Source organism: Lysinibacillus sp. NPDC098008, from assembly GCF_044760715.1.
GTDB lineage: Bacteria > Bacillota > Bacilli > Bacillales_A > Planococcaceae > Lysinibacillus.
The window spans coordinates 360469-385310 of sequence record NZ_JBIWBA010000002.1 but is presented as its reverse complement, the minus strand read 5'-3'; the positions used below and the strand labels follow the sequence as shown (position 1 = coordinate 385310).

20 protein-coding genes are annotated in these 24842 nt (G+C 36.4%); 14 read left to right on the top strand and 6 right to left on the bottom strand.

What is annotated here, in order from left to right; all coding sequences use genetic code 11:
* Positions 1 to 17 precede the first annotated feature (17 nt).
* On the bottom strand, positions 18 to 143 hold the full coding sequence (yhfH, locus tag ACIQVU_RS04225) for a protein YhfH (RefSeq protein ID WP_340804485.1): 126 nt from the start codon (positions 141 to 143) through the stop codon (positions 18 to 20).
* 329 nt (positions 144 to 472) lie between these two features.
* Between yhfH and ACIQVU_RS04220 the strand changes: the two genes are divergently transcribed.
* Entirely contained in the window at positions 473 to 2554 is a 2082-nt protein-coding gene (locus ACIQVU_RS04220; protein WP_340808525.1) for a catalase, read from the top strand.
* Positions 2555 to 2681: 127 nt separating this feature from the next.
* On the opposite strand, the gene ACIQVU_RS04215 is transcribed toward ACIQVU_RS04220, so the two are convergent.
* On the bottom strand, positions 2682 to 2837 hold the full coding sequence (locus tag ACIQVU_RS04215) for a hypothetical protein (protein ID WP_340804486.1): 156 nt from the start codon (positions 2835 to 2837) through the stop codon (positions 2682 to 2684).
* Between the two features lie 160 nt (positions 2838 to 2997).
* Here ACIQVU_RS04215 and ACIQVU_RS04210 point away from each other — a divergent pair, with 160 nt between their 5' ends.
* The 7 genes from ACIQVU_RS04210 to ACIQVU_RS04180 all read left to right on the top strand — a co-directional run bounded on the left by ACIQVU_RS04210 (position 2998) and on the right by ACIQVU_RS04180 (position 14750).
* On the top strand, positions 2998 to 4386 hold the full coding sequence (locus tag ACIQVU_RS04210) for an aldehyde dehydrogenase (protein WP_340804487.1): 1389 nt from the start codon (positions 2998 to 3000) through the stop codon (positions 4384 to 4386).
* A gap of 274 nt (positions 4387 to 4660) precedes the next feature.
* The gene (locus ACIQVU_RS04205) at positions 4661 to 6127 is read left to right on the top strand and encodes a UDP-N-acetylmuramoyl-L-alanyl-D-glutamate--2,6-diaminopimelate ligase (protein ID WP_340804488.1); all 1467 of its coding nucleotides are present in this window, start codon (positions 4661 to 4663) and stop codon (positions 6125 to 6127) included.
* A gap of 135 nt (positions 6128 to 6262) precedes the next feature.
* Complete coding sequence (locus tag ACIQVU_RS04200; protein ID WP_340804489.1) at positions 6263 to 7840, top strand: peptide chain release factor 3; 1578 nt, start codon at positions 6263 to 6265, stop codon at positions 7838 to 7840.
* 225 nt (positions 7841 to 8065) lie between these two features.
* The gene (locus ACIQVU_RS04195) at positions 8066 to 11116 is read left to right on the top strand and encodes an efflux RND transporter permease subunit (RefSeq protein WP_402894006.1); all 3051 of its coding nucleotides are present in this window, start codon (positions 8066 to 8068) and stop codon (positions 11114 to 11116) included.
* Between the two features lie 22 nt (positions 11117 to 11138).
* Positions 11139 to 12224 (top strand): SDR family oxidoreductase, encoded by a 1086-nt coding sequence (locus ACIQVU_RS04190; protein ID WP_402894004.1) that lies wholly within the window; start codon positions 11139 to 11141, stop codon positions 12222 to 12224.
* A 300-nt stretch (positions 12225 to 12524) separates the two neighbouring features.
* Positions 12525 to 13283 carry a TerC family protein gene (locus ACIQVU_RS04185; RefSeq protein ID WP_340804493.1) on the top strand — a complete coding sequence of 253 codons (759 nt, stop codon included), beginning with the start codon at positions 12525 to 12527 and terminating at the stop codon, positions 13281 to 13283.
* A 111-nt stretch (positions 13284 to 13394) separates the two neighbouring features.
* Positions 13395 to 14750 carry a TrkH family potassium uptake protein gene (locus ACIQVU_RS04180; RefSeq protein ID WP_340804494.1) on the top strand — a complete coding sequence of 452 codons (1356 nt, stop codon included), beginning with the start codon at positions 13395 to 13397 and terminating at the stop codon, positions 14748 to 14750.
* 664 nt (positions 14751 to 15414) lie between these two features.
* On the opposite strand, the gene ACIQVU_RS04175 is transcribed toward ACIQVU_RS04180, so the two are convergent.
* Positions 15415 to 17181 carry a B12-binding domain-containing radical SAM protein gene (locus ACIQVU_RS04175; RefSeq protein WP_340804495.1) on the bottom strand — a complete coding sequence of 589 codons (1767 nt, stop codon included), beginning with the start codon at positions 17179 to 17181 and terminating at the stop codon, positions 15415 to 15417.
* Positions 17182 to 17491: 310 nt separating this feature from the next.
* Here ACIQVU_RS04175 and ACIQVU_RS04170 point away from each other — a divergent pair, with 310 nt between their 5' ends.
* Entirely contained in the window at positions 17492 to 18859 is a 1368-nt protein-coding gene (locus ACIQVU_RS04170) for an ATP-binding protein (protein ID WP_402894000.1), read from the top strand.
* Between the two features lie 121 nt (positions 18860 to 18980).
* Positions 18981 to 19427, top strand: a complete 447-nt coding sequence (locus ACIQVU_RS04165; protein ID WP_340804497.1) for a MarR family winged helix-turn-helix transcriptional regulator — start codon at positions 18981 to 18983, stop codon at positions 19425 to 19427.
* 220 nt (positions 19428 to 19647) lie between these two features.
* On the opposite strand, the gene ACIQVU_RS04160 is transcribed toward ACIQVU_RS04165, so the two are convergent.
* The 3 genes from ACIQVU_RS04160 to ACIQVU_RS04150 form a co-directional block, all read right to left on the bottom strand.
* Positions 19648 to 20361 carry a hypothetical protein gene (locus ACIQVU_RS04160; protein WP_340804498.1) on the bottom strand — a complete coding sequence of 238 codons (714 nt, stop codon included), beginning with the start codon at positions 20359 to 20361 and terminating at the stop codon, positions 19648 to 19650.
* Between the two features lie 60 nt (positions 20362 to 20421).
* Complete coding sequence (locus ACIQVU_RS04155; protein ID WP_340804500.1) at positions 20422 to 21039, bottom strand: CPBP family intramembrane glutamic endopeptidase; 618 nt, start codon at positions 21037 to 21039, stop codon at positions 20422 to 20424.
* An 84-nt stretch (positions 21040 to 21123) separates the two neighbouring features.
* Positions 21124 to 21312: a YkvS family protein gene (locus tag ACIQVU_RS04150; RefSeq protein ID WP_402893999.1), complete on the bottom strand. Its 189-nt coding sequence runs from the start codon at positions 21310 to 21312 to the stop codon at positions 21124 to 21126.
* Positions 21313 to 21426: 114 nt separating this feature from the next.
* On the opposite strand from ACIQVU_RS04150, the gene ACIQVU_RS04145 reads away from it, so the two are divergent.
* The 4 genes from ACIQVU_RS04145 to ACIQVU_RS04130 all read left to right on the top strand — a co-directional run bounded on the left by ACIQVU_RS04145 (position 21427) and on the right by ACIQVU_RS04130 (position 24789).
* Positions 21427 to 21615 carry a hypothetical protein gene (locus ACIQVU_RS04145; RefSeq protein ID WP_340804501.1) on the top strand — a complete coding sequence of 63 codons (189 nt, stop codon included), beginning with the start codon at positions 21427 to 21429 and terminating at the stop codon, positions 21613 to 21615.
* 92 nt (positions 21616 to 21707) lie between these two features.
* Entirely contained in the window at positions 21708 to 21884 is a 177-nt protein-coding gene (locus ACIQVU_RS04140) for an aspartyl-phosphate phosphatase Spo0E family protein (RefSeq protein WP_340804502.1), read from the top strand.
* A gap of 276 nt (positions 21885 to 22160) precedes the next feature.
* A complete protein-coding gene (locus ACIQVU_RS04135) occupies positions 22161 to 23027 on the top strand; it encodes an NAD(P)-dependent oxidoreductase (protein WP_402893995.1) in 867 nt (288 codons plus the stop codon).
* A 439-nt stretch (positions 23028 to 23466) separates the two neighbouring features.
* Positions 23467 to 24789, top strand: a complete 1323-nt coding sequence (locus ACIQVU_RS04130; protein WP_340804505.1) for an MFS transporter — start codon at positions 23467 to 23469, stop codon at positions 24787 to 24789.
* The last annotated feature ends 53 nt before the right edge of the window (positions 24790 to 24842 follow it).

Sequence of the window (24842 nt, the reverse complement as noted above, 5' to 3'; positions counted from 1 at the left end):
GCTGATGGCTTTGTTGATTATAAAGTGTTGCAGTTTTCACAGTGATGGCTGTAGCATTCACTTTGCTCTTCCATTTTTTCTCCACACTCTACACAAGTTTTCTCTGGTAAATTTCTGAAAAATTCCATAACGTTTTCTAACATATCTATTTCCTCCTCAACAGGTAACTGTTATATATAATTTATTTGATAATCGTATTGTATTATAACAGTTAGTGAACGTCAATAGAATAATCAGAAAATTTCGTATTATTTTTGTCGATTTTATGACAGTGAATAATTCTATATTTAGCAAACCTATCCATGAAAGGGTACAAGCGTTTATTTTTAGGGGACGGAGGCAGTTGGTAAAAAGGACACAAATATAGACACGACATATGGTGGGCTGTCAAGATATAGCCATTTTATGTCGAAATATAGGCATGTTTATAGCTGAAAAACATATAGTGTATATGGAGCCAATAGAGTATAAGATGAAAGGGGATTGCGTGGATAACTCAAAGTCAAATCAACACAAACATGTAAAGGATAATGCAAAGGATCAGCAATTAGAGGCATTTCGTGTTGACAATGATGATACAAGGATGACAACGAATCAAGGGTTAAGAGTGTCCAATGACGAGGACTCACTGAAGGCAGGTGTTCGGGGTCCTACCATTATGGAGGATTTTCATTTTAGGGAAAAAATGACTCATTTTGACCATGAACGAATTCCAGAGCGAGTTGTACATGCAAGAGGCTTTGCTGCGCACGGGGAATTTGAATTATATGAATCAATGAAGGAGTATACAAAGGCAGGCTTTTTGCAGGACCCGAAAAAGAAAACCCCTGTATTTGTAAGATTTTCGACAGTTGTTGGTAGCTTAGGCTCAATGGATACAGCGAGAGATGTCCGTGGATTTGCGACAAAATTTTATACAGATGAAGGAAATTATGATTTAGTGGGAAATAATATTCCTGTCTTTTTTATTCAGGATGCGATGAAGTTTCCAGATTTAATTCATGCAGTAAAGCCTGAACCACATAATGAAATGCCACAAGCAGCTTCTGCCCATGATACATTTTGGGATTTTGTAGCGAATAATCAGGAAATTGCCCATATGGTGATGTGGGTAATGTCTGACCGAGCTATTCCACGAAGCTTTCGTATGATGGAAGGCTTTGGTGTACACACATTCCGTTTTGTTAATGATAAAGGAAGATCAAGGTTTGTGAAATTTCATTGGAAGCCCGTACTTGGTGTGCATTCACTTGTTTGGGATGAGGCACAAATCATTGCAGGAAAAGATCCTGATTTTCAACGTCGAGATTTATGGGAATCCATTGAAATCGGTGATTATCCAGAATACGAGCTTGGTATTCAAATACTGGAACCAGAGGATGAATTTAAGTTTGATTTTGACATTTTAGATGCTACAAAGCTTTGGCCAGAGGAGCTAATACCCGTAAAGATAATTGGTAAAATGACTTTAAACCGCAATGTCGATAATGTTTTTGCTGAAACAGAGCAAGTTGCTTTTCATCCGGGAAATGTTGTCCCGGGTATTGATTTTACTAATGATCCACTATTACAGGGTCGCCTTTTCTCCTATTTAGATACACAGTTAATTCGTTTAGGAGGACCGAATTTTACAGAAATTCCGATTAATCGCCCTATCTGCCCTGTCCATAATAATCAACGTAATGGCTTTAATCGACAGGCAATTAATGTAGGGAAGGTCAGCTATCATAAAAATTCACTAGCCAATAATACGCCTGCCACTTCAACGGCAAAAGAGGGAGGCTATGTTCATTACGAGGAAAAGGTTGAAGGTCGCATTACTAGAGCGCGCAGTAAATCCTTTGATGATCATTTCTCACAGGCGCGGTTATTTTGGAATAGTATGTCCCAGCCTGAAAAGCAGCATATTATTGATGCCTTTAGCTTTGAGGTCGGAAAAGTGAAAAGTAAATCCGTTCGTCAGCAAGTAGTGGATATGTTTGCTCATGTCGATAAAGCACTAGCTACAACGGTAGCAGACAATGTTGGTGTGAATCGTCCTAGTGGAGAGCAGTCCAAGGTAACAGCCTCATCGCCTGCACTGAGTCAAGCCAATACAGTAAAATTACCTTATACGCTGAAAGTAGGTGTTTTAATTGGGGATGGCTTTGATGCAAACGAGGTTGGAGAGGTATTAAAACATTTAACAAGGCAGGGCGTGCGCTACAGCATTGTTGCTGATCGACTAGGCGTAATCACAAGCAATAGCGGTGTTCAATTAACAGCAAACGAAACATTTATCACGACAGATGCAGTATTATTTGATGCACTCTATATTGTTGGTGTAAGAGCAAATAATCAAGCTAAATTTAATACACATATTGTCAATTATATTAATGAAGCATATCGACACTATAAGCCGCTTGGATTCGCTACAACAGGCACAGCCTTTTTTAATATGTCGAATGCAAATATTGGTCCCGGTATTATTTTAGCAACAGGCAACAAAGACTTTGCCAAAAAATTTGTAGCTGCCATTGCTCAACAACGATTTTGGCAACGAAATATTTATTAAATAGTTTGATGAAAGCAGAATACTTGCGAGTAGAGTGAACACCCGCGGAGCTAGAAAAGCACCTATAAATCATTAATAAAAGGCACATTATAGGGGCATGAACTGCATCCTATAATGTGCCTTTTTATTAGTTGGCTTCAGGTTCTTCGTTCTGCTCCACAGGCGTTGTAGAGAGATATAAGAAAGCCTCGTCTTGCAAAAGCAATAATTTTTCTTCACAAATCCCGTGTGCCAATGGTCCAGAAAAAATAGACTCCCACCAAGTTCCAGTTGTTGTTGTCATTCATCTACGCCCCCGTTTCGATTTTAAATATGTAGTTGTAGACCCTCAACATAAAGAAAGAGGATTTTTGCCTATCAATGTTGTATCGTATAGACAATGATAGTTTGTTTCAAAATGACAAAACTATGTATGCCAATTTCAAAAAAGGGGTGCTTGATGAATGAATTTTACGTCACAAGATGTAGAAAATATGATTATGGAACAGCGTCAATTTTATTTTTCTCGTGCAACAAAAAGTGCAAAATTCCGCAAAGAGCAACTAATAAAATTAAAAAAAGCCATCCTAAAATATGAACAGGATATTGTCAATGCATTATATTTAGACCTTCGTAAAAGTGAATTTGAGGCTTATGCTACAGAAATTGGAATCGTTTTAGACAGTATTTCATATATGGTTAAGCATGTAGAGGAATGGATGGAACCAGAAGCTGTTAAAACACCGATTCAATATCAAATGGGAAAAAGCTTTATTGTGCGTGAGCCATACGGTGTAACATTAATTATTGGACCATTTAATTATCCATTTCAGCTTGTTATGGAGCCGCTAGTAGGGGCTATTGTGGGAGGTAATACAGCGATTGTCAAACCATCAGAGGCATCTGTACATACAGCTGCGATTGTAAAAAAAATAATTGAAGAAACCTTCCATCCTTCCTATGTACGTGTTGTGGAGGGAGAAAAAGAAGAGGTAACAGCTCTTATTCATGCGCCCTTCGACTATATCTTTTTTACGGGCAGTGTAGCGGTTGGAAAAGTGGTTGCAAAGGCAGCTGCAGAGCGCTTAACACCAATTGCGCTAGAGCTAGGTGGAAAAAGCCCAGCTATTGTCGATCAAACAGCTAATCTAGAAGTAGCGGCAAAGCGTATTGTATGGGGGAAATTTACCAACACAGGTCAAACTTGCGTAGCACCAGATTATGTATTGGTGCATAAGGATGTTTATGAGCCTTTTATGAAACTTGTAAAAGAAACGATACGTTCATTTTATGGGAAAAATCCATTGAAAAGCTCTGACTATGGTCGTATTGTCAACCTTAAACAATTTGATCGCTTACAGCAGATTATTATGGAGGAACGCGATGCGATTACATTTGGTGGACGAGTAGATCGCGATGATTTATATATTGAGCCAACAATTATTGAATATGTGAAATGGTCAAGTCCATCTATGCAGGAGGAACTTTTTGGACCTATTTTGCCTGTGATGATTTATCAGGATTTACCGCTTGTTATTCATCAAATTCGACAATTGCCAAAGCCATTAGCAGCGTATTTCTTCTCAGAGCATGAAAAGGCCATTCAATATTTCCTAGAGGAACTTCCATTTGGCGGTGGGTGTATTAATGATACAGTGACACATGTCGGAAACTTACATTTACCATTTGGCGGTGTTGGTCCTTCAGGCGTGAAAGCATACCATGGTAAAGCCAGCTTTGAAAACTTTACGCACCCTAAATCTATTTTAAAGAAATCCTCTAAGCTAGAAACGAATGTTCTTTTCCCTCCATATAAACAAAAGGTGAAGATTATACGTTCAATTATGAAATAACAAATGAGGCTATATGATGTTCCTCTTTCAGAGCTCTATACAAACATGTCGAAAAATGACGATTATTCATTATTAGTAAAAATTTTAAGAAAAACGTATTTTTTTATGACAATGAAAGCGTTTTTGTTGAAAAAATGCATGAGAGACATTTTATTTATCAAGAAATAAGTAGTAAAATAAGTTCAATAGAACGTGGGGGTTTTTTATTGTCATATTTTGTCGAATAGGCAAAAATAATGATATGAGTGTAGAGATTGATTGGAGGACTATGAAAATGTATGCAGAGGAATTGTTAAGTGCATTACCTTTGAAAAAAATAATTGGCGAGCTGCCAAGTCAAGTTAGTGATATTGTAATAGATTCAAGAAGTGTACAGCCAAATAGTATGTTTGTTTGTATTAAAGGCTATACGGTTGATGGGCATGATTATGCACAAAAGGCTATAGATAGCGGTGCAACAATTGTTGTAACAGAACGTAAATTACCCTTAAGTGAAAATATTGCACAGGTTATTGTGAAAGATACGGATCGTGCGGTAGGTTTATTAGCTGCCAAGTTCTTTGATTATCCTTCAAAGGATATAACAATGATTGGAGTTACAGGCACAAATGGTAAAACATCTGTCACAGGCATTATTCAAAACATTATGCAAGGCATGGGTGAAAAATCTGCATTAACGGGTACAATTGGCTTTAACTTAAATGGAATTTTATATGAATCTGCCAATACAACGAGCGATGCGCTATCAACACAGCAAATGATTTTTCGTGCAAAAATGGAAGGCTGTCGTTTAATGACGATGGAAGTTTCCTCACATGGACTAGCGCTTGGACGCTTAGCAGGGGTGGATTATGATATTGCTATTTTTACAAATCTCACGCACGACCATCTTGATTTCCATGGCACGATGGAGGAATATGGGCATGCAAAAGGTTTATTATTCTCCCAGCTTGGGCAAGATTTAGAAAAAAATAAATTTGTTGTACTAAATGCGGATGATCCTTGGTCAGAGCGCTATGCTGCAATGACACCATTTCCAGTTTGGACATATGGCTTAAAAAATGAAACAGCGGATTTCCGAGCTATTAACTGTGAATATCATGATTATATGACAATCTTTGATGTCGAGATGCCAGAGGGAATTTATCGTGTAAAAATGCATTTACTTGGTGAATTTAATATTTATAATGTATTAGCAGCAATGGTGGCATTCTATGGTCGCGGTTATTCCATGGAAACCATTATTGAACAAATTGAGCAATTACCGCCTGTTAAAGGGCGTATGGAAAAAGTATGCTCTGATTTGCCTGTGCAAATTTTTATTGATTATGCACATACACCAGATGCTATTGAAAAAGCCATCGAAGCAGCACAACCTTATAAAAAGGGCAAGCTGATTTTCTTAGTTGGAACGGGTGGCAATCGTGATAAATCGAAACGACCTGCTATGGCTGAAAAAGCGTCCGCAGCAGACTATGTTATTTTAACAACAGACGACCCTCGCTATGAGGACTATGACAGCATTACAAGTGACCTTGCGAAAGGCATGCAGCATAGCAATTATGCCTGCATTGGAGATCGTGCAGAGGCAGTACGTCATGCAATTGAAATTGCAGAGCCAGATGATATTATTATTTTTGCGGGTAAAGGGCATGAGGATTATCAAATTATCGAAAACACAAAATATCCGCATAGTGATGCAGAAATTGCACTAGAAGCAGGTCGTTTAAAATTTGTTTGATGGAAGAGAAGATTTTAGGAAAGCCTTTTAGTCGCCACTAAAAGGCTTTCTTTTTGGAGATTTTATGTAAAAAGGTTGTACGAAAGGCAGGACTTCTTTTATTATTAGGAAGTATGAAAAAAGGAGAATGACGAGATGAATGCTAATTTAGAAAAAGAGATATTATCACGTCGTACATTTGCCATTATCAGTCACCCTGATGCTGGGAAAACGACGATTACAGAAAAATTACTATTGTTCGGTGGCGCAATTCGTGATGCAGGGACGGTAAAAGGGAAAAAAACAGGCAAGTTTGCAACATCAGACTGGATGGAAATCGAAAAGCAACGTGGGATTTCTGTTACGTCATCCGTTATGCAATTTGATTATAATGGGTCACGCGTTAATATTTTAGATACACCTGGTCACCAAGATTTCTCAGAGGACACATATCGTACGTTAATGGCTGTTGATAGTGCTGTGATGGTAGTGGATGCTGCAAAAGGGATTGAGGCACAAACATTAAAGCTATTTAAAGTTTGTAAAATGCGTGGTATTCCGATTTTTACATTTATTAATAAATTAGATCGTCAAGGAAAAGAGCCGCTTGAGCTGATTGAAGAGCTTGAAGAGGTACTTGGTATCCAAGCATACCCAATGAACTGGCCAATTGGGATGGGGAAAGAGTTTCTTGGTATTTATGATCGTTATAATAAACGTATTGAGCAATTCCGAACAGATGAAGGGGAACGATTTTTACCAATTGATGACAATGGAGAGCTTGCTGTAGAGCATCCAATGAAGGTGACTTCTTATTACTCACAGGCAATGGATGATATTCTATTATTAGATGAAGCTGGTAATGAATACTCAGAGGAAAAAATTCGTCGAGGAGAGTTAACACCTGTATTCTTTGGCTCAGCATTAACAAACTTTGGTGTGCAAACATTCCTTGAAACATATTTACAGTTTGCACCAACACCACAGCCACGAATTACAGAGGATGAGCAGTTTATTGACCCTGTGGAACATGAGGAGTTTTCAGGCTTTATTTTCAAAATTCAAGCGAATATGAACCCTGCCCATCGTGATCGTATTGCCTTTGTGCGTATTGTTTCTGGTAAATTTGAGCGTGGTATGAATATGACACTTTCTCGCACAGGCAAATCCTTTAAAGTAACACAGTCTACACAGTTTCTTGCAGATGACCGTGAAACAGTGGATGAAGCGGTTGCTGGCGATATTATTGGCTTATATGATACAGGGACATATCAAATTGGTGACACAGTTGTAGGCGGTAAGAAAACATTCCAGTTTGAAAAGTTACCACAGTTTACACCAGAGCTATTTGTGCGTGTAACAGCGAAAAATGTGATGAAGTCAAAGCAATTCCATAAAGGGATTTTGCAATTAGTGCAAGAGGGTGCTATCCAATATTATAAAACATTGCATACAGAGGAAGTTATGCTTGGTGCAGTGGGGCAATTACAATTTGAAGTATTTGAGCATCGTATGAAAAATGAATACAATGTGGAAGTAAAAATGGAGCCAATCGGTTCAAAAATTGCACGTTGGATTGAAAATGAAGAGGATGTTAAAGAATCGATGTCTTCAAGCCGTTCAATGCTAGTGAAAGACCGCTTTGACAACCTTGTGTTCCTATTTGAAAATGAATTTGCAATGCGCTGGTTTGCTGACAAAAACGAAAATATCAAACTTTATAGCCTTCTATAATATGAAGATGAAATTAATTGAGCGCTCCGCCTTCTATAGTAAAGAAGCTAGCTAAATATAAATATTTAAACACGAATCGACAATTTTGCGATTCGTGTTTTTTTACAAGGAAAATTAAGGTTGTATGTAGAATTTAAACAGAGAGCTATTAGATAACCTGTTGATAAAATAATCTCCTTTTCGGCTATCATAGAAAGGAAGAGATAGAAAAGGAGCCTGTTTGCTATGAACATTAGTAATTTTTCCATTAAAAGACCCGTCTTTACAATAGTGACAATGCTTTTTGTTATTTTATTAGGCGGTGTATCATTATTAAAAATCCCTATAACACTTATTCCAGAGCTAAATCCTCCAATAGGAGTGGTTGTCACCTCCTATCCAGGAGCAAGTCCAGCTGAAGTTAATGAGAAGATTACCAAGCCCTTAGAGGCAACACTTGCCACCTTACCCGGTATTAAAAAGCTACAATCAACCTCACAAGAAGGAACCAATTTAATTGTCCTTGAGTTTAATTGGTCTACTAATATGGAAGATGTCCAACTTGATATTTTACAGCGCATTGATATGACACCGCTCCCAACTGATGCAGGCAAACCAAGCTTTTTAAAATTTGACCCATCTCAATTCCCGATTATTCAGCTATCACTTCGTGCAGAGAATAATGAGGTTGATGTGCGCCTATTAGTAGAGGAATTAGAGAAGGAGCTGCAACGAACAGAGGGTGTTGCTAGTGTTAATGTTTCTGGCAAGCTAATAGAGGAAGTACAAATTACATTAGATGAAGCAAAGCTTGTTGAAAAGGGCTTAACACAGACAGATATTATTCAAATCGTCCAATCAAATAATGTTTCGCTTCCTGGCGAGCCTGTTTTAACGGATGACGAGAAAATGCTAACAACGCGTATTGTTAGTACATTATCATCACCTGAAAGTATTGCACAGCTTATTGTGTCTGTGAACCCTTTAAATGGTGAACCATTAACGATTGGTGATGTTGCCACAGTAGAAAGAACAGAGCAGCAAGCGCTAACAACAACACGAGCTAATGACCATCCAGCCGTATTAATGTCTGTTTTGCAGGAATCAGGTGCAAATACAGCAGAGGTTTCAAAGGAATTCCAGCAAGCATTAGATGAGCTATTAGCCAAAGAACAGTACAAGGGCATTACAGCGGATATATTAGTTGACCAAGGTAGCTATGTAGATGTAGCTATTCAAAATATTGGCTCCTCCTTATTGCTAGGTGGATTATTTGCAATGCTTATTTTATTTGTTTTTTTACGAAATATAAAAAGTCCAATTATTATAGGGATTGCTATTCCCTACTCAGTTATTGTCACATTTGTGTTAATGTTTTTTGCTGATTTCACCTTAAATATTATGACATTAGGCGCTTTAGCATTAGGCATTGGGATGCTTGTGGATAATGCCATTGTTGTTATTGAAAATATTGAACGACATTTAGGACAGGGGAAAGACCCTATTACTGCTGCAAAGGAAGGAACAAGGGAAGTAGCTCTTGCCATAACAGCGTCAACATTCACAACAATAGTAGTATTTATTCCTGTGATGTTTATTGAAGGCTTGATTGGGCAAATTTTTACGGAATTTGCATTAACGATTTCCTTTAGTCTTTTCGCATCATTAGTAGTGGCGCTAACGGTAGTGCCGATGCTAGCAGGTCGTCTACTAAAAGCAACAACTACGAATATTTATCAAAAACGTAGTGATTCACGCTTTTATCAACGCTATAAAGCCTCGGTTATATGGGTGCTACAGCATCGTCTGCTTGTTATTTTTGTGACCATCATTTGCTTTGGTGGCGCATTATTTGGACTAACAAGAATCGGTACAGAGTTTTTGCCGCCAACAGATGAGGGCTTTACATCGATCAACGTTAATCTTGAAAAGGGTGTTGCTGTTTCAGAAACAGAGAAGGTTGTTGAGAAAATAGAGAAGCGTTTAAAGCAGGAAAAGGATGTGGATGTCTATGTTAGCTTAATTGGTGGTACACAGCAATCACAGGCACGCAATCAAACAAGTGCTAATCAAGCAGAATTATATGTCAAGCTTATTCCATTAGCACAACGAGAGCGTTCAATTTTTGAGTTTGTAGAGGAAGTGGAGCAAGATTTACAAGAAGAGTTAGGGCAGCAAGCTGATATTACATTTAGTGTATCAACGGCTACTGGCTCATCACCAAATACATTAACATTCCGCTTAACAGACTCTGATGAGCAAAGGCTACAGCTTGCCGTTCATGAAGTACAGCAGGGGCTACAGAATATTCCTGAAATAACAAATATCTCTACGGATTTAGATAACACTGTACAAGAAATTCAAATTGAGGTGAATCGAGAAAAGGCAAAAGATTATGGATTTGTACCAGCACAAATTGCTCAAGCTGTTAATCAAATGACAAAGGGGCAATTAACATCCCAGCTTATTGCGGAAGATGGTGCTGTATTACCTGTCTATACGGGCTTTGGACAAGCATTTAATCATAGTGTTGATGCATTAAAGGCGATGCAGCTACGATCACCAGCAGGATTATTTGTAAAATTAGCAGATATTGCAACCATTTCTATCGAGGAGGGTCCTGTTTCTATTCGTCGTTCAGATCAGGCAGCAGCGGTAGCGTTTTTTGTGGATTATGAAACAAAGGAATCATTGGGTGGTATTTCTGCAAAGGTAGATAAGGCATTAGCACAAGCTGATTTATCACCAACTACGCAAATTGTTTTTAGCGGAGATCGTGAGCTTTATGATAGTGCAATAGATGATATGCTACTGGCAGTTGCTTTAGCAATTATCCTTGTTTATATTGTCATGGCTGCTCAATTTGAGTCGTTCAAGTATCCATTCGTTATTATGTTTACAGTACCATTAATGACTATTGGTGTAGCAGTAGCGCTGTTTACAACACATACATTAATCGGTGTAACCTCTGTTATCGGTATATTAGTGCTTGTGGGAATTGTTGTGAATAATGGCATTGTGCTTGTTGATTATATTAATCAGCAAAAGGCAAGGGGAATGACAGCTTATGACGCTATTTTACTTGCAACACAGGATCGAATGCGTCCAATTTTAATGACTGCATTAACAACTATTTTAGGGTTATTGCCACTAGCATTTGGTCTTGGTGAAGGAACAGAGATGAATCAGCCAATGGGCATTGCAGTAATTGGAGGGCTTGTGACCTCAACATTATTAACGCTGTATATTGTACCAGTTGTCTATAGTTTAGTGGATAAAGAAACAAGGAAGATGTGATGGATTTAAGGGAGGATGGGAGATGAAGCTTCACTTTTTTACAGGCTTTCCGGGATTTATAGCTAAGCAATTAATTCGAGCATTATTTCGAGAAAAACAGGCACAAGTAGTGATTGCCATTGTATTAGCAGGAGAAACCTTGAAGGCAAATCAGGAAAAAAGAAAATTATTAGAGGAGTTTCCTGACTGCTCCATTCGTATTGTAGAAGGGGATATTACATTACCCAATCTTGGACTAGACGATCAGATGATCGAGGAAATTGTCCCTAAAATTGAGGTGCTATGGCATTTAGCTGCTATTTACGATTTAGCTGTGCCACGCGATATTGCTTGGAAGGTAAATGTGCATGGAACAACAATGGTTAATGATTTTGCACGTAGCCTTCCTAACTTAAGACGCTATATGTATTTTAGCACAGCCTATGTAGCTGGTATGCGTGAAGGGATATTGCGTGAAAATGAGCTGATTCGACCGCTCGCCTTTAAAAATTACTATGAGGAAACCAAATATGAGGCTGAGCTTCGAGTCGAAGATTTAAAATCAGAAGTTCCACTAACCATTATTAGACCTGGTATTGTGCGAGGGCATTCAGCAACAGGGGAAACGACAAAATTTGATGGACCTTATTTCTTTTTGAATTTAGTGGACCGTTTAAAGGGGCTGCCTTTTATTCCGTATATTGGTCAATCAACAGTGACCATCAATGTAGTGCCAGTTGATTATATTTTAAATGCCTCTATATTTCTAATGAATGAAGAGGATGCAAAGGGAAAAACATTTCATTTAACAGACCCTAATCCGCATCCTGTACAGGAAGTGTACCGTACAATGGTGAAATTAATAACAAACAATTATCCAAGGGGACGCTTACCATTTTCATTGGCAAGGCTATCCTTACAAGTGCCATTTATTCGGAAAAAACTAGGGGTTGAACAAGAAACATTAGATTATCTAACATGGAACGCGGTATTTGATACTTCAGAAGCACAACGTATTTTACAAAAAGGCGGTATTACATGTCCTGATTTTATCCAGACAATGCCAAGGATGATTGAATTTTATTTAGCACATAAGGAAGATAAAACGTATCAAATTCAAATTAAATAATAGATATTTTTGTCAGTTATAAATGATAGTGCTATAATATTTAGCGAGGATACCTTACACATTTTGTTAAAGGGAAGTAGCTAACAGGTAACAATGGTTTACCTGATGTTATATTCGTTCAAATCGAATATGATGGTGAATTGCTCTATACGTAAAATGACTGACGTGTAGATTGGTGCATAAATGTAGTACCTATTTACTTAGCGAAACCTTTGCCTGAAAAAAGGCAGAGGTTTTTTTCGATTATTTTTACATTAGAATGGTCATTTTAAGGGTAGAGAGCTTAGAGGAGGCATTAATATGGAAGCAATTTTATTACAGTATGGCTGGGTGCTTATTGTACTTGTTGTATTAGAGGGATTACTTGCTGCAGATAATGCGGTTGTTATGGCTGTAATGGTGAAGCATTTACCACAAGAACAACAAAAAAAGGCACTATTTTATGGACTTTTTGGCGCGTTAATCTTTCGGTTCTCAGCTCTTTTTGTTATTACAGTATTGGTCAACTATTGGCAAATCCAGGCGGTCGGTGCAGCATATTTACTATTTATGTCTGCTAAAAATATTTATGATTTGCGTAAACATAGGGATGATGTTGAAGAAGACACAGATGATAAGCCAGCGAAAAAAGGCTCAGGCTTCTGGTTAACGGTGCTTAAGGTAGAAGCGGCTGATATTGCCTTTGCCATTGACTCCATGCTGGCAGCAGTTGCGATTGCGGTAACGTTGCCGCATTTGGGGGAATTTGATATTGGTGGCATCAATGGTGGGCAGTTTATAGTGATGCTGCTTGGTGGATTTATCGGTGTGATTATGATGCGATTTGCAGCACAATGGTTTGTTAAAATATTAAATGATTATCCTTCACTTGAAACAGCAGCATTTTTAATTGTAGGCTGGGTAGGTGTAAAGCTCGTTGTTTTAACATTAGCACATGAAAAAGTAGGCATATTGCCGCAAGAATTCCCACATTCGACTCCATGGGAATTAACATTCTGGATTGTGTTAATAGCGATAGCGTTTATCGGCTATTTAGTGGGTGTTCGCCGTAAAAAATAAAGAATATTGATTTTGAGGGATAGCGACAACTATTCCTCTTTCTTTTTGTAACAATTTTTTCTATACTATTATCTATCCAGTTGGGCAACCTAGATGGGAGGAGTTGTTACAGTGCCTTGGAAAAAATCATCTAATAGACTTGTCACACCGTTTCAGGTACTTGTTTCTTATTATTTTATAGCAATAGCGATTTCCTTCCTGTTACTACGACTTCCAGGCGTTCATCAAGAAGGGGTAAAGGTTTCCTTTTTAGATAGCTTATTTACTGCAGTTAGTGCAGTTAGCGTGACAGGATTAACAACGATTAATGTATCACAAACCTATACAACCTTTGGGCTTATGATGATTCTTGTGATTTTACAGCTAGGGGCTATTGGAATTATGTCATTAGGAACATTTGTATGGCTATTAGTAGGGAAAAAAATTGGCATGCGTGAACGCCAATTAATTATGATTGACCATAATCAATACAATTTATCAGGCGTTGTGAAATTGATTCGAGAAATTGTTAAAATTTTAATTGGTATTGAAGTAACAGGAGCCTTTATTTTAACGCTCCATTTTACCAATTATTTTGATACATTTGAAGAAGCCTTTTTACATGGCGTATTTGCCTCGATTTCGGCTACAACTAATGGTGGCTTTGATATTACAGGCATGAGCCTATTGCCGTTTCATGATGATTATTTTGTTCAAATGGTGACAATGATACTAATTGTGCTAGGGGCTATTGGATTCCCTGTATTAATTGAGTTAAAAACATTTTTGCTTAAACGACATATGAATTTTCGTTTTAGCTTATTTACAAAAATCACTACAACAACATATGCAATTTTATTTGTTGTAGGAGCACTTGTCATTTTATTGCTTGAGTCATTCCACTCTTTTAAGGAAATGTCTTGGCATGAGGCTCTTTTTTCAGCAATGTTTCATTCTGTATCAACAAGATCAGCTGGTTTAACAACATATGATGTGACGACATTTAGTGAAGCAACAGATATATTTATGAGCTTTTTAATGTTTATCGGCTCTTCACCAAGCTCAGTAGGTGGAGGGATTCGTACAACTACTTTTGCAATAGCAATTTTATTTTTAATTACTTATGCAAGGGGTAAAGAGGATATCCAAATATTTGGACGAGAAATTCATTTAATTGATGTTTTCCGTTCATTTGTTGTTATTTTATTAGCTTTTTTTATGGTGTTAACAGCCACTATTATTTTGCTCATTACAGAGCCTCAGGCGTCCTTAATTCAAATTATTTTTGAAATTACATCAGCGTTTGGTACGTGTGGGATGTCATTAGGCATTACATCTGATTTATCTATCATCGGTAAAGTTATTATTATGATGTTAATGTTTATTGGTCGAGTTGGTTTAATTTCCTTCCTTTATACGCTTGGTGGTGGTGGAAGGGGCAAAAAATCAAGCTTCCATTATCCAAAGGAACGTGTGATTATTGGATAAATTATCACTATTTAGCATGAAGTATGCAAATAAAAATCAGGCACTTAACTAAGTACCTGATTTTTATTTTTATGACTTTCTTCTATTATATAGTGTAAAAAAATAATAGAAGATGTCGAATTTTGTAGGTAAAGAAAGATTGACGCCTTCTTATTTGCTCCCTATACTAACAATTACTAGAGATTTTAAAATGGATAAGCCGTCCCTGTCATATTGAGAATAGGTTGAAGTTGTATACAGAGAAAGTGAGTATAGTGAAACACGATGGTATACAAAGCTTTATGGCATAAAAATATGCTAGAGTTAAAAACCCTGCATAGAGCATAGAGGCTAAAATCTAGCCTGTGGAAAGTTCACTATGGATATTTAATATAAGTTGCAAGAAAATATTAAAATAGAGCAGTGGACATAAAAAATTCAAAAAATTTTAAATTTAACTTTCCCGAATATAAATAGATCGAATGGGTATTACTTACAGATTTAATTTACCTCTATTTAAGGATTTTGACCTAATTTTTGTCGAAAAAGCTTGTGAACACTATACTGATTTCTAATAGCTCTAACATTTATTAGAAATAACGTAAATCTACTAATAGATAGTAAAAATCCACCTTGCTTTTCTATAAAAGCGAGGCAGATTTTTTACATTCTCAGATTTCTTATATTACTTTACTGTCATTTCAGCATATTGTTCTGTAAAATGGATTGTAGCAAAGTAAGGAGCTTGACCATGACGGAAATAAGTTAAAAGATAGCCGTTTTTTTGTACGATTTTGCCATTTAGGAAATGTTGGTAATCAAGTGCATATGGAATCACTAATGTATGTTTAAACAACTCTTTTTCAGTTAACTTAAAGCTTGCAAACTCTTCACCAGCAATCGCAGGATTTTCACGTAGTGCATGATAAATAGCTTTCTGCTGTTGTGCTGTCGGTCGCTCTTTCCACCATAGCTTGCGCGGTTGGAATTGCTGAGCCATCAAATAGTCTAGCTGCATTAGACTTTTAATAATATCTAAATTTGCATCATCCACTGTTTCTAAAAACATCAATAATCGGCGGAATAAATCTTCTAGCTGATGGCCAATACGTGACCAACCTTTTGTTTCCCAGTATGTGCCAAAGCTTTGGAAGAAATCAAATGGTGTGGCGAAAACCTCTGTTACTAAATATTCAATCGTATTATCCATACGATGATCATTCCAATATTTTTCAAGAACATCCTCTGCATGTTTAATGCGTACAATATCGTCAAATGTTAGAACGTTATTGGAGAAAATTTCATAAGGGGCAATATCCACATAAGTATAACCGAACTTTTCAGCCTCTACTCGAAGACCTGTCCCACGTAAAAGCTTTAAAAAACCAAGCTGTAGCTCCTCTGGACGCATAGCAAAAACATCATTAAAAGTTTGACGGAAGCTTGTATAATCTTCCTCAGGTAAGCCAGCAATTAAATCTAAATGCTGATCAATTTTGCCACCTTCTTTAACCATTGTCACTGTACGTTTTAATTTTTCAAAGTTTTGACGTCGTTTCACAAGTGTATTGGTTAAATCATTGGTTGACTGGACACCAATTTCAAAACGGAACAAGCCTTTTGGTGCATTATCATTTAAAAATTGGATAACCTCTGGACGCATAATATCTGCTGTAATTTCAAACTGGAAGACAACACCAGGCTTATGCTCATCAATTAAAAACTGGAACATTTCCATCGCATAGCTGCGACTAATGTTAAAGGTACGGTCTACAAATTTAATTGTACGAGCTCCGTGATCCATTAGAAAGCGAATATCATCCTTTATTTTTTCACGGTTAAAGTAGCGCACACCAACCTCGATTGAAGATAAACAAAACTGACAGCTAAATGGACAGCCACGACTTGTTTCAATGTACTGAATTCGTTTACTTAGATGTGGTAAATCTTCCTCAAAACGAAACGGACTTGGTAATTCACGTAAATCAATTTTTGGTGGCTGCGCGTGAATTTTTACTTTATCATCTACTAAATAGCAAATCCCGGGAACATCCTCCAACAATATTTCACCATGTAAATAACGTAATAGTTGTTTAAATGAAGTTTCCCCTTCACCCATAACAATAAAGTCTACTTCTGGAATCCGACGTAGCCAATGATGAGAATCGTAAGAAACCTCAGGTCCTCCAAGCAAAATTTTAATATTTGGACAGACAGTTTTTAACATCTTAATAACATGAATTGTTTCTTCGATATTCCATATATAACAGCTAAATCCAACAATATCAGGTTTTTTTTGGAACAAATCTGATACAATATTAAATGCAGGGTCTTTAATTGTATACTCTGTTATAATTGGATTAAATTCTGGTAGCGCGGCGCCCTTTAAATAGCGCAATGCTAAATTTGTGTGTATATATTTGGCGTTTAAAGTCGTTAAAATAGTATTCATAGAACAATCTTCCTTTCAATATCTAATTGTAACAGTCAAGTATCTGACATACAATATAATTCTTTTTACCTATTTATTTTGTGAACGGTTCGTGAAATAATTTAAAATACTTAAATTTACTAAATTTTGTAATAATAGAATCGTACTGTCATAAAGTATAGTAAAGGCTCAAAATTCGATTTAGAGGTTTTTTACTCTTTTGAAAGGTTCGGTGAGAAAGTTGAAGCAAAATGATATTAATCAATGTTTTGGAAATCTTATGAAAAGTACTTCGTCACCAACACTTATACTCAATAAAGCAGGGAAAATTTTGAACGTAAATGAGGCTGCTATCCAACTTTTTAATCTTAATTTAACGTATATTGGCTATTTAGCTATGGACGAGCCATCTAATTTAAAATGGGCAAAATTTGTTAAACAACTACAATGTGATTTACGGTCAGAAGAAATCTTTAATATTCGAACAACTGGAAATGAGTTCGAAATGCTATCATTTAAGTGTTTTTATGATCCACATACAGAGGAAATTGTAGCACAAATTTCAACATTAACGGATGATATTGCTCATCAATTATACGTTAGTCAGGTACATGAGAAATCCCAATCTTTTAATGCTTATGATTACTTACCATATGCAGTAATTGTAAGTGATGCTAGTGGCATTATACTTGGGCTTAATAAATATGCAGAAATGTTTCTAAAAGTGGAAAGTTCACAGCTTCTCCATAAAGCACATCAACATATATTTGATTCATTTACATTAAAAAAAGGGCAGATTACCACATATCTTTCAAAGCTAATGGGTGACAAGCATGCAAGTATTCATGTAGTGGATGAAACACAGGTTAGCAGCACATGCTATTATGAAATTTCAAGTATTTTTGATGAATATAATAATATTATTGTGACAGTGATTAACGATGAAACAGAGAAAAAGCAATTGCAGCATAAAGTTGAGCATCAACAAGCGTTAAATGTTGTTGGGCAGATGGCTGCAAGCATTGCGCATGAGATTCGAAATCCCTTGACATCACTAAAAGGGTTTACTGAATTATTGAAGTTAAACGCTGACGATGAATCACGTATGTATCTCTCTGTCATTGATAGTGAGCTCCAACGAATGGAACAAATTTTATCTGAGCTATTAGTATTGTCCAAGCCAACAACGATGAAGATGGAATTATTAGAGCTGGATCATCTTGTGAAACAGGTCGTTGAATTTATGCTGCCTGATGCAATGATGAAAGATATTATGATTCAGTATATTTCTACCTCTCAACAAGTGTATATTGGTGGCAATGAAAGTCGATTAAAGCAAGTGTTTATGAATTTGATTAAAAATGCAATGGAGTCTATGCATAGTGGTGGTACGATTACTGTTGAAATGATAACAAATGATTGTTCAATTGCTGAACTAATGATTAAAGATGAAGGTGTCGGTATGGATAGTGCAACATTACAAAATCTATTCCAGCCTTTTTATACAACAAAATCAAAAGGGACAGGGCTAGGCCTTGCTTTTGTAAAAAAGGTGATTGAAGAGCATGATGGTATAATAGCTGTTAATAGTGAGTTACAGAAAGGAACAAGTTTCCATTTACAATTCCCAATTTACACATTTAATCAAATGGATACGTTAGAAGTGCCCGCGAAAAACTCTGCTTATTTAGTAACATAATAAGAGTAAAAATGCTTATTTAATAAACAATAAATATGCTATATGAGAGATTGCTTTTGACAATGCTTTTCTAATATCGCTATAATGTCAAGTAGAAGAGTGAATTGAAAGGGAAAAGGATATGACGTCAGAAGATTTAAAGCAATCTTTAAAATTATATATTGTATTATCGCGTGCGCTTAAGGCTGTTAATGAAAAAACACATCAATTATTTCAAGAAAATGGTCTAAACCCAACTGAATTTGCTGTTTTAGAGCTGCTTTATCATAAAGGAAGACAGCCATTACAGCAAATAGGCAATAAAATTTTGCTTGCCAGTGGGTCTATTACGTATGTCATTGATAAGCTTGAAAAGAGAGGCTATTTATTGCGTGTTTCATGCCCGTCAGATCGTCGTGTTACATATGCTGAAATTACTGAAGAGGGTGAAGCTTTTATGAGAGAGCTTTTCCCAAAACATGAAAAGCATTTACATGAATTGATGAGTGTATTATCTCCCGAAGAGCAAGAGCAAGCCATTATACTATTAAAGAAAATTGGCCTTTCTATTAAAGATTTGTCTTATTAACTTGCAATAAGTCCAAAATGATTATTCCGATGTATGAGAAGAGAGGAATAGTTATTTTGATGTTTGCTTCCGTATGTTTGAAGATAGAAGCACCTTACCTATTGAGTATTATCAAAAGTTGTCTTATTAAATTAAGACAGCTTTTTTGTATGGAAATAAAAAAGAAGGGGCGCCTCAACATAACTGTTCAGACGCCACCTTACTTTAAGTGTATGCATTATTATTTTTTAGAAATAGTTGCTGCCATGTTTAACATAGCATCTGTTAAATCTTGTTCATCATTATCATGGATTGTTAGCTTTGTAATCAGACCATCCTTTTCAAACACAACGCCAATTACTTTTTCTGTATCAAAGTCAACAACATAACCTTCAATATTTTGTACATCCTTGAATGCTGCTAATTCATCAGCAGATAATGCTACTGTTTCGCCTACAGCATTCATATAATCTTGCATAGTTGTTTTAACATCTGCAAAGCTTGCTTGTGAAGCATCGATTGCCTCGATACGCATAAATACTTCGTCATCATCATTTGATACCAGCATATCTTTACCTGGCTCTTCTTGTGTTAATGTAAACCCTGGAAGCTGTTGTAGCTTATAGCCTTGATCAGCACTTTTAGACTCAGATGCTGTTTCAGTTTTATTTTCACCTTTTTGCACATAGTTAACATCTTGCTGAGGCTGCTCAGCAGTGCCATCTGTTTCTGTATCATCAGATGTCGGTGTATCATCACTAGCGTCTGTTTCCTCTGATTGATCAGGTGCTTCGTTATCAGGTGTTTCATTATCGGATGGTTGTTGCTCGGCGCCAGTATTAGAAGGTTCATTTTGTTCGGCATCTGTATCTCCTGTTTTTTCAGAGGTGTTACAGCCTACAACTAATACAGCGGTTAGTAATAATGCAAGGATAGAAAATAATTTTTTTTGCATAAAAAACCCTCCCTTTCTAAATTAAACGTTTGTAAAGATAAAATGTTTCCAACTTTAATGTTATGATGTTAAAGGTAACACCAAAAATAATAGTAGTACAAAAACGACATGGGCTACAATAACAAGGGGCATGCTTTTACGCCATTCATATAAAAAGCCCCAAAGAAGACTTGCGACAAGCGCAGCAATGACACCAAGCATAAAGCCGCTAATAGCAATTGATATAGCGCATAGTACAGCAGTAACAATAACAGCAAAAACTGGGCGCATAAAGCGTTTTAACTGCTGTTGAACATAGCCACGCCAAAATAGTTCTTCACCAATGGAAACGATAAAAACAAGTAAAGCATAGTGCCAAATATTTTGCGGTCCATAGGTTGCTAAAAATTTTTGAACAGACTGTACTAAATTATCGTTAATATACGGTGCGAGCCAGTAACCAAAGCGAGTAATTCCATATGTGATTGTGCCGTACCCAATACCGAAAAGTAAAAATTGCCATGTTGGTAGTTGGTCTTCAATAGTACCTGCTAAAATAGCGATGGCAATACATACGAGTAGCGTAAATGCATACATGTACCAAAATACAGCCTGATTAGCAAAAGTAAAGGCAAGCATACTATAAACGAATAATAAAGAAAGGAGAAGCATGATTGTTTGTTTCGAATTTATTGACATATTCGACCTCCATGCTTTAATTTTATCAAAAAAAAAGCCCCATATCATCTATAAAGACAAATAGGGACTATTCAGACTTTTGATTTAAACTTCATTCGTATATAAAATTTTATAACGTTTATGATTGACGACTGTTTTTTCTTCAATTTCAAGGGAATTGAAATTCTCCATATATGTTAAATTAACAATTACAGAATTTTCATTGACCTTTTCAACAATACCTTGAAGACCATTTTTAAACTCGATAATATTTCCAACTTCAGCTATTTTCACAGACAGTCAGCTCCTTCATCGACTAATAATATACAGTTTGCATGAAAAATGTGTAAACGTAAAGCTTTTTTTCAATAATTCAGGTTAATGACACAAAAGAAAGGAATAAAATAAATGGAAAAATACGAAAATATGCTTAAGCAATTACAAAATGGGGAAAGGGAAAGTATTGAAATTGAAAAGGAAGAATTTTACGATTTTCGGGAAATTCTAGTGAAACATCCTTTATTTAAACATTTCAGAGGTGAGGCCAAACAGAACGGACGAATTATTTATACGTATAGTGAAATACCTAGAAGTTGATTTGTCGAATATTGTCGGAAGTTAATGCTGTAAGAAATGAAATATAAATGTATAATAATGGTATGATTATTTGTATGTGGAGGGTTGTATGAATGGTCAATCTACTCTTGAAACAAATGGAACAAACACGTGAGATGATGATTCGCTCAGGTGTAGAAAATGGGTTACAAAATGCAAAAACCATTCAACTGAGTCGTAGGTTAGATCAGTTAATGAATACTTATTATAGAGAGACCGCATTTGAGGAAGAAAAAGAGCAGGATGATTAACAAGATTGTTCCGATATTCAGGATATAAACATTTAAAAATAAATGTTTAAAATGTGCTCCGTTGGGGAATAACTTATTATGAACACAGCAACATTCTCATTTCCCCCTTTAGAGCAGTGATCCCCCAATCACTCGCTCTCTTTTTTTTGCCTTATTCGGTATATATGTGACAAATCTCGATTTTAGTACAAGCCGTAAGAATAGTTTGAATTTTTTTGCGGATTCACCTAAACTGAAGAAATACAGAACAATATGTGGGCAAAGGAGCATATACATATGAGTAAACAGCGTATTGCATTTATTGGCGCAGGCGTTATGGGTGCTAGTATTATTAAGCATTTATTAAACAATGGGCATGAGGTAACCGTATATACACGAACAAAGGACAAAGCGGAGCCGCTAATAGCTTTAGGAGCATCATGGGCAAGCACGCCCGCTGAGGCATTTCAGCAGAATGACATAGCCTTTACAATGGTTGGCTATCCTTCAGATGTAGAAGCAGTGTATTTTGGGGAAAACGGTCTATTTCAAACAGCACAGTCTGGCAATATTGTCGTTGATATGACGACTTCAGAGCCATCCTTAGCGAAGAAAATTTTTGAACATGCACAAAAGCTGGGAGTAGAGGCTTTAGATGCACCTGTTTCTGGTGGAGATATTGGAGCTCAAAATGGGACATTATCAATTATGATTGGTGGCAATCAAGCTACATACAACAAGCTGCTACCTATTATGCAGCATTTTGGACAAAATATTGTTTATCAAGGTGAGGCTGGAGCAGGGCAACATTCCAAAATGTGTAATCAAATTGCGATTGCTTCTGGGATGATAGGTGTTTGTGAATCATTAGCTTATGGATTAAAGGCGGGGCTAGATTTATCTACCGTTTTACAATCAATATCATCGGGAGCAGCGGGTTCTTGGTCATTAAGCAATTTAGCACCACGTATGATAAAAGGCGACTTTGCGCCGGGTTTTTATATTAAACATTTTGTCAAGGATATGAAAATTGCTTTAGATGAATCCGAAAAAATGGGTATTTCTTTACCGGGTCTTGCATTAGCCTATGAGATGTACGACAAGCTTGTCGAAGAGGGCTACGCAGATAATGGCACACAAGCATTGTTCAAATATTATCAATAATAGGTGTACTGATTAACTAGTGCAGACTTTTATTATCAAAAAATAGCACATGATGCACTTCACAAGAAGGAATTTTTGATAGTAGAGATGCCTGAAGGGGTTAACGGCTGATTGAACACCGCTGGAATACACGTGATCATGCCTCACCGTATCAACAAGGCTCCTTTTGTTACTGACACAATATGCCTAAAGTATCCTTATTTTTACAGAAGATACTTTAGGCTTTTTGTTATTGACGCTAAATGGGTAAAAAATGTTAACTGCTCTGTTACCAGCCATAGAGCGGAAATAATGATGAATGGTTTGCCTAATTACTTTTTAGTGATGTAGAAGCGGCTTTACTGTTATATTGTAAATAATATTAATTTTCTTTTAAAAAAAATATTTTTTATTACAGAGAAAAATTATTTGATTATTATAGAGAATAGAGGAGGGTTTTATGAAGAAGAGCGCAGCAATAGAAGGGCAGCATCGAAGTCAGTTAGCGATTTATTTATCATTGCCAATACTGTCATGGGCATTTTATGATTTTGCTAATACAATATTTTCTTCAAATATAAATACAGTATTTTTCCCATTTTATATGGATGAAGTTTTAGGAACGAATGAAGTGATGCAGCAAGTAGCAAGCACCTTTATTTCTTATGCCAATGCTATTGCAAGCTTTTTATTAGTCGTTTTCTCACCGCTTTTTGGTGTATGGATTGATAATACAGGCTATAAAAAGAAATTTATTGTATGGTTTGCATCTATTTCTATCCTGTTTACATTTATGATGGGGGTTTTTGCTAACTGGCATACAACAATCCATTATTCGGGTGTACCGCTAAGCTTATTTTTAGTTGTTGTTAGCTTCGTGATTGCTAAATTTTTCTTTAACTCAAGTCTTGTATTTTATGATTCTATGATGGGCGATTTAGGTACAAAAGAGGAAATGCCACTCATCTCAGGCTATGGGGTGGCAGTTGGCTATCTTGGTACAATCTTTGGCTTACTTGTCTATTTATATGTAGGAGATAGCGGTTTTCATCGAGCCTTTATTCCAACTGCTATTTTATATTTGTTATTTTCATTGCCATTATTTTTTATTAACAAAGATATGCCAATTCCAAAATCAAAGCGAAAGCCAATTAAGTTTTTTGATGGCTACAAAGAAATTATTCAAACCTTTAAGGATATGAAGCAATATAAAGCAATTTTTACCTTTATGATTGCCTACTTCTTTTTAAATGATGCCATTGCGACAACGATTGCGATGATGGCAGTCTATGCGACAACGATTGTTGGCTTTAGCTCTGGTCAATTTATTATTCTTTATTTAGTATCGACGATTTCCACTATTATTGGCTCCTTTGCCTTTGGTCATATTACGAAAAAAATAGGGGCTAAGCGTGCTATTACGATTGTGGCAGTTATTATGATTGGTGCTTTAGTGCTTGCTACTCTCGCAACGGCACAATGGATGTTTTGGATTGCAGGTAGTCTATTCGGTGTATCTCTTGGGTCGATGTGGGTAACATCACGAACATATATTATTGAGTTATCACCAACAGAAAAACGCGGGCAATTTTTTGGCTTATTTGCTTTTTCGGGCAAAGTATCATCCATTATCGGTCCAGCCGTCTATGGAACTGTTACATTATGGCTAAAGGAGTATGGCACACTTGCCAGCCGTGTTGCATTATCGACACTAATTGTAATGACCGTGATTGGGCTATTAATACATCTAAAAGTTAATGATAAAAATGGCAATCGCAAGTAGGAGAAATGTATTGCCTATGATACAATTGAATTATAAATAGAAGTAGAGAAAGG

Bases quoted from the DNA above. Each gene is read 5' to 3' on its own strand.
- ACIQVU_RS04135 (WP_402893995.1), top strand. From the start codon at position 22,161: ATGAGTAAACAGCGTATTGCATTTATTGGCGCAGGCGTTATGGGTGCT.
- ACIQVU_RS04220 (WP_340808525.1), top strand. From the start codon at position 473: ATGAAAGGGGATTGCGTGGATAACTCAAAGTCAAATCAACACAAACAT.
- ACIQVU_RS04190 (WP_402894004.1), top strand. From the start codon at position 11,139: ATGAAGCTTCACTTTTTTACAGGCTTTCCGGGATTTATAGCTAAGCAA.
- ACIQVU_RS04175 (WP_340804495.1), bottom strand. From the start codon at position 17,181: ATGAATACTATTTTAACGACTTTAAACGCCAAATATATACACACAAAT.
- ACIQVU_RS04195 (WP_402894006.1), top strand. From the start codon at position 8,066: ATGAACATTAGTAATTTTTCCATTAAAAGACCCGTCTTTACAATAGTG.
- ACIQVU_RS04145 (WP_340804501.1), top strand. From the start codon at position 21,427: ATGGAAAAATACGAAAATATGCTTAAGCAATTACAAAATGGGGAAAGG.
- ACIQVU_RS04185 (WP_340804493.1), top strand. From the start codon at position 12,525: ATGGAAGCAATTTTATTACAGTATGGCTGGGTGCTTATTGTACTTGTT.
- ACIQVU_RS04200 (WP_340804489.1), top strand. From the start codon at position 6,263: ATGAATGCTAATTTAGAAAAAGAGATATTATCACGTCGTACATTTGCC.
- ACIQVU_RS04210 (WP_340804487.1), top strand. From the start codon at position 2,998: ATGAATTTTACGTCACAAGATGTAGAAAATATGATTATGGAACAGCGT.
- ACIQVU_RS04160 (WP_340804498.1), bottom strand. From the start codon at position 20,361: ATGCAAAAAAAATTATTTTCTATCCTTGCATTATTACTAACCGCTGTA.
- ACIQVU_RS04140 (WP_340804502.1), top strand. From the start codon at position 21,708: ATGGTCAATCTACTCTTGAAACAAATGGAACAAACACGTGAGATGATG.
- ACIQVU_RS04165 (WP_340804497.1), top strand. From the start codon at position 18,981: ATGACGTCAGAAGATTTAAAGCAATCTTTAAAATTATATATTGTATTA.
- ACIQVU_RS04155 (WP_340804500.1), bottom strand. From the start codon at position 21,039: ATGTCAATAAATTCGAAACAAACAATCATGCTTCTCCTTTCTTTATTA.
- yhfH (WP_340804485.1), bottom strand. From the start codon at position 143: ATGTTAGAAAACGTTATGGAATTTTTCAGAAATTTACCAGAGAAAACT.
- ACIQVU_RS04205 (WP_340804488.1), top strand. From the start codon at position 4,661: ATGTATGCAGAGGAATTGTTAAGTGCATTACCTTTGAAAAAAATAATT.
- ACIQVU_RS04130 (WP_340804505.1), top strand. From the start codon at position 23,467: ATGAAGAAGAGCGCAGCAATAGAAGGGCAGCATCGAAGTCAGTTAGCG.
- ACIQVU_RS04215 (WP_340804486.1), bottom strand. From the start codon at position 2,837: ATGACAACAACAACTGGAACTTGGTGGGAGTCTATTTTTTCTGGACCA.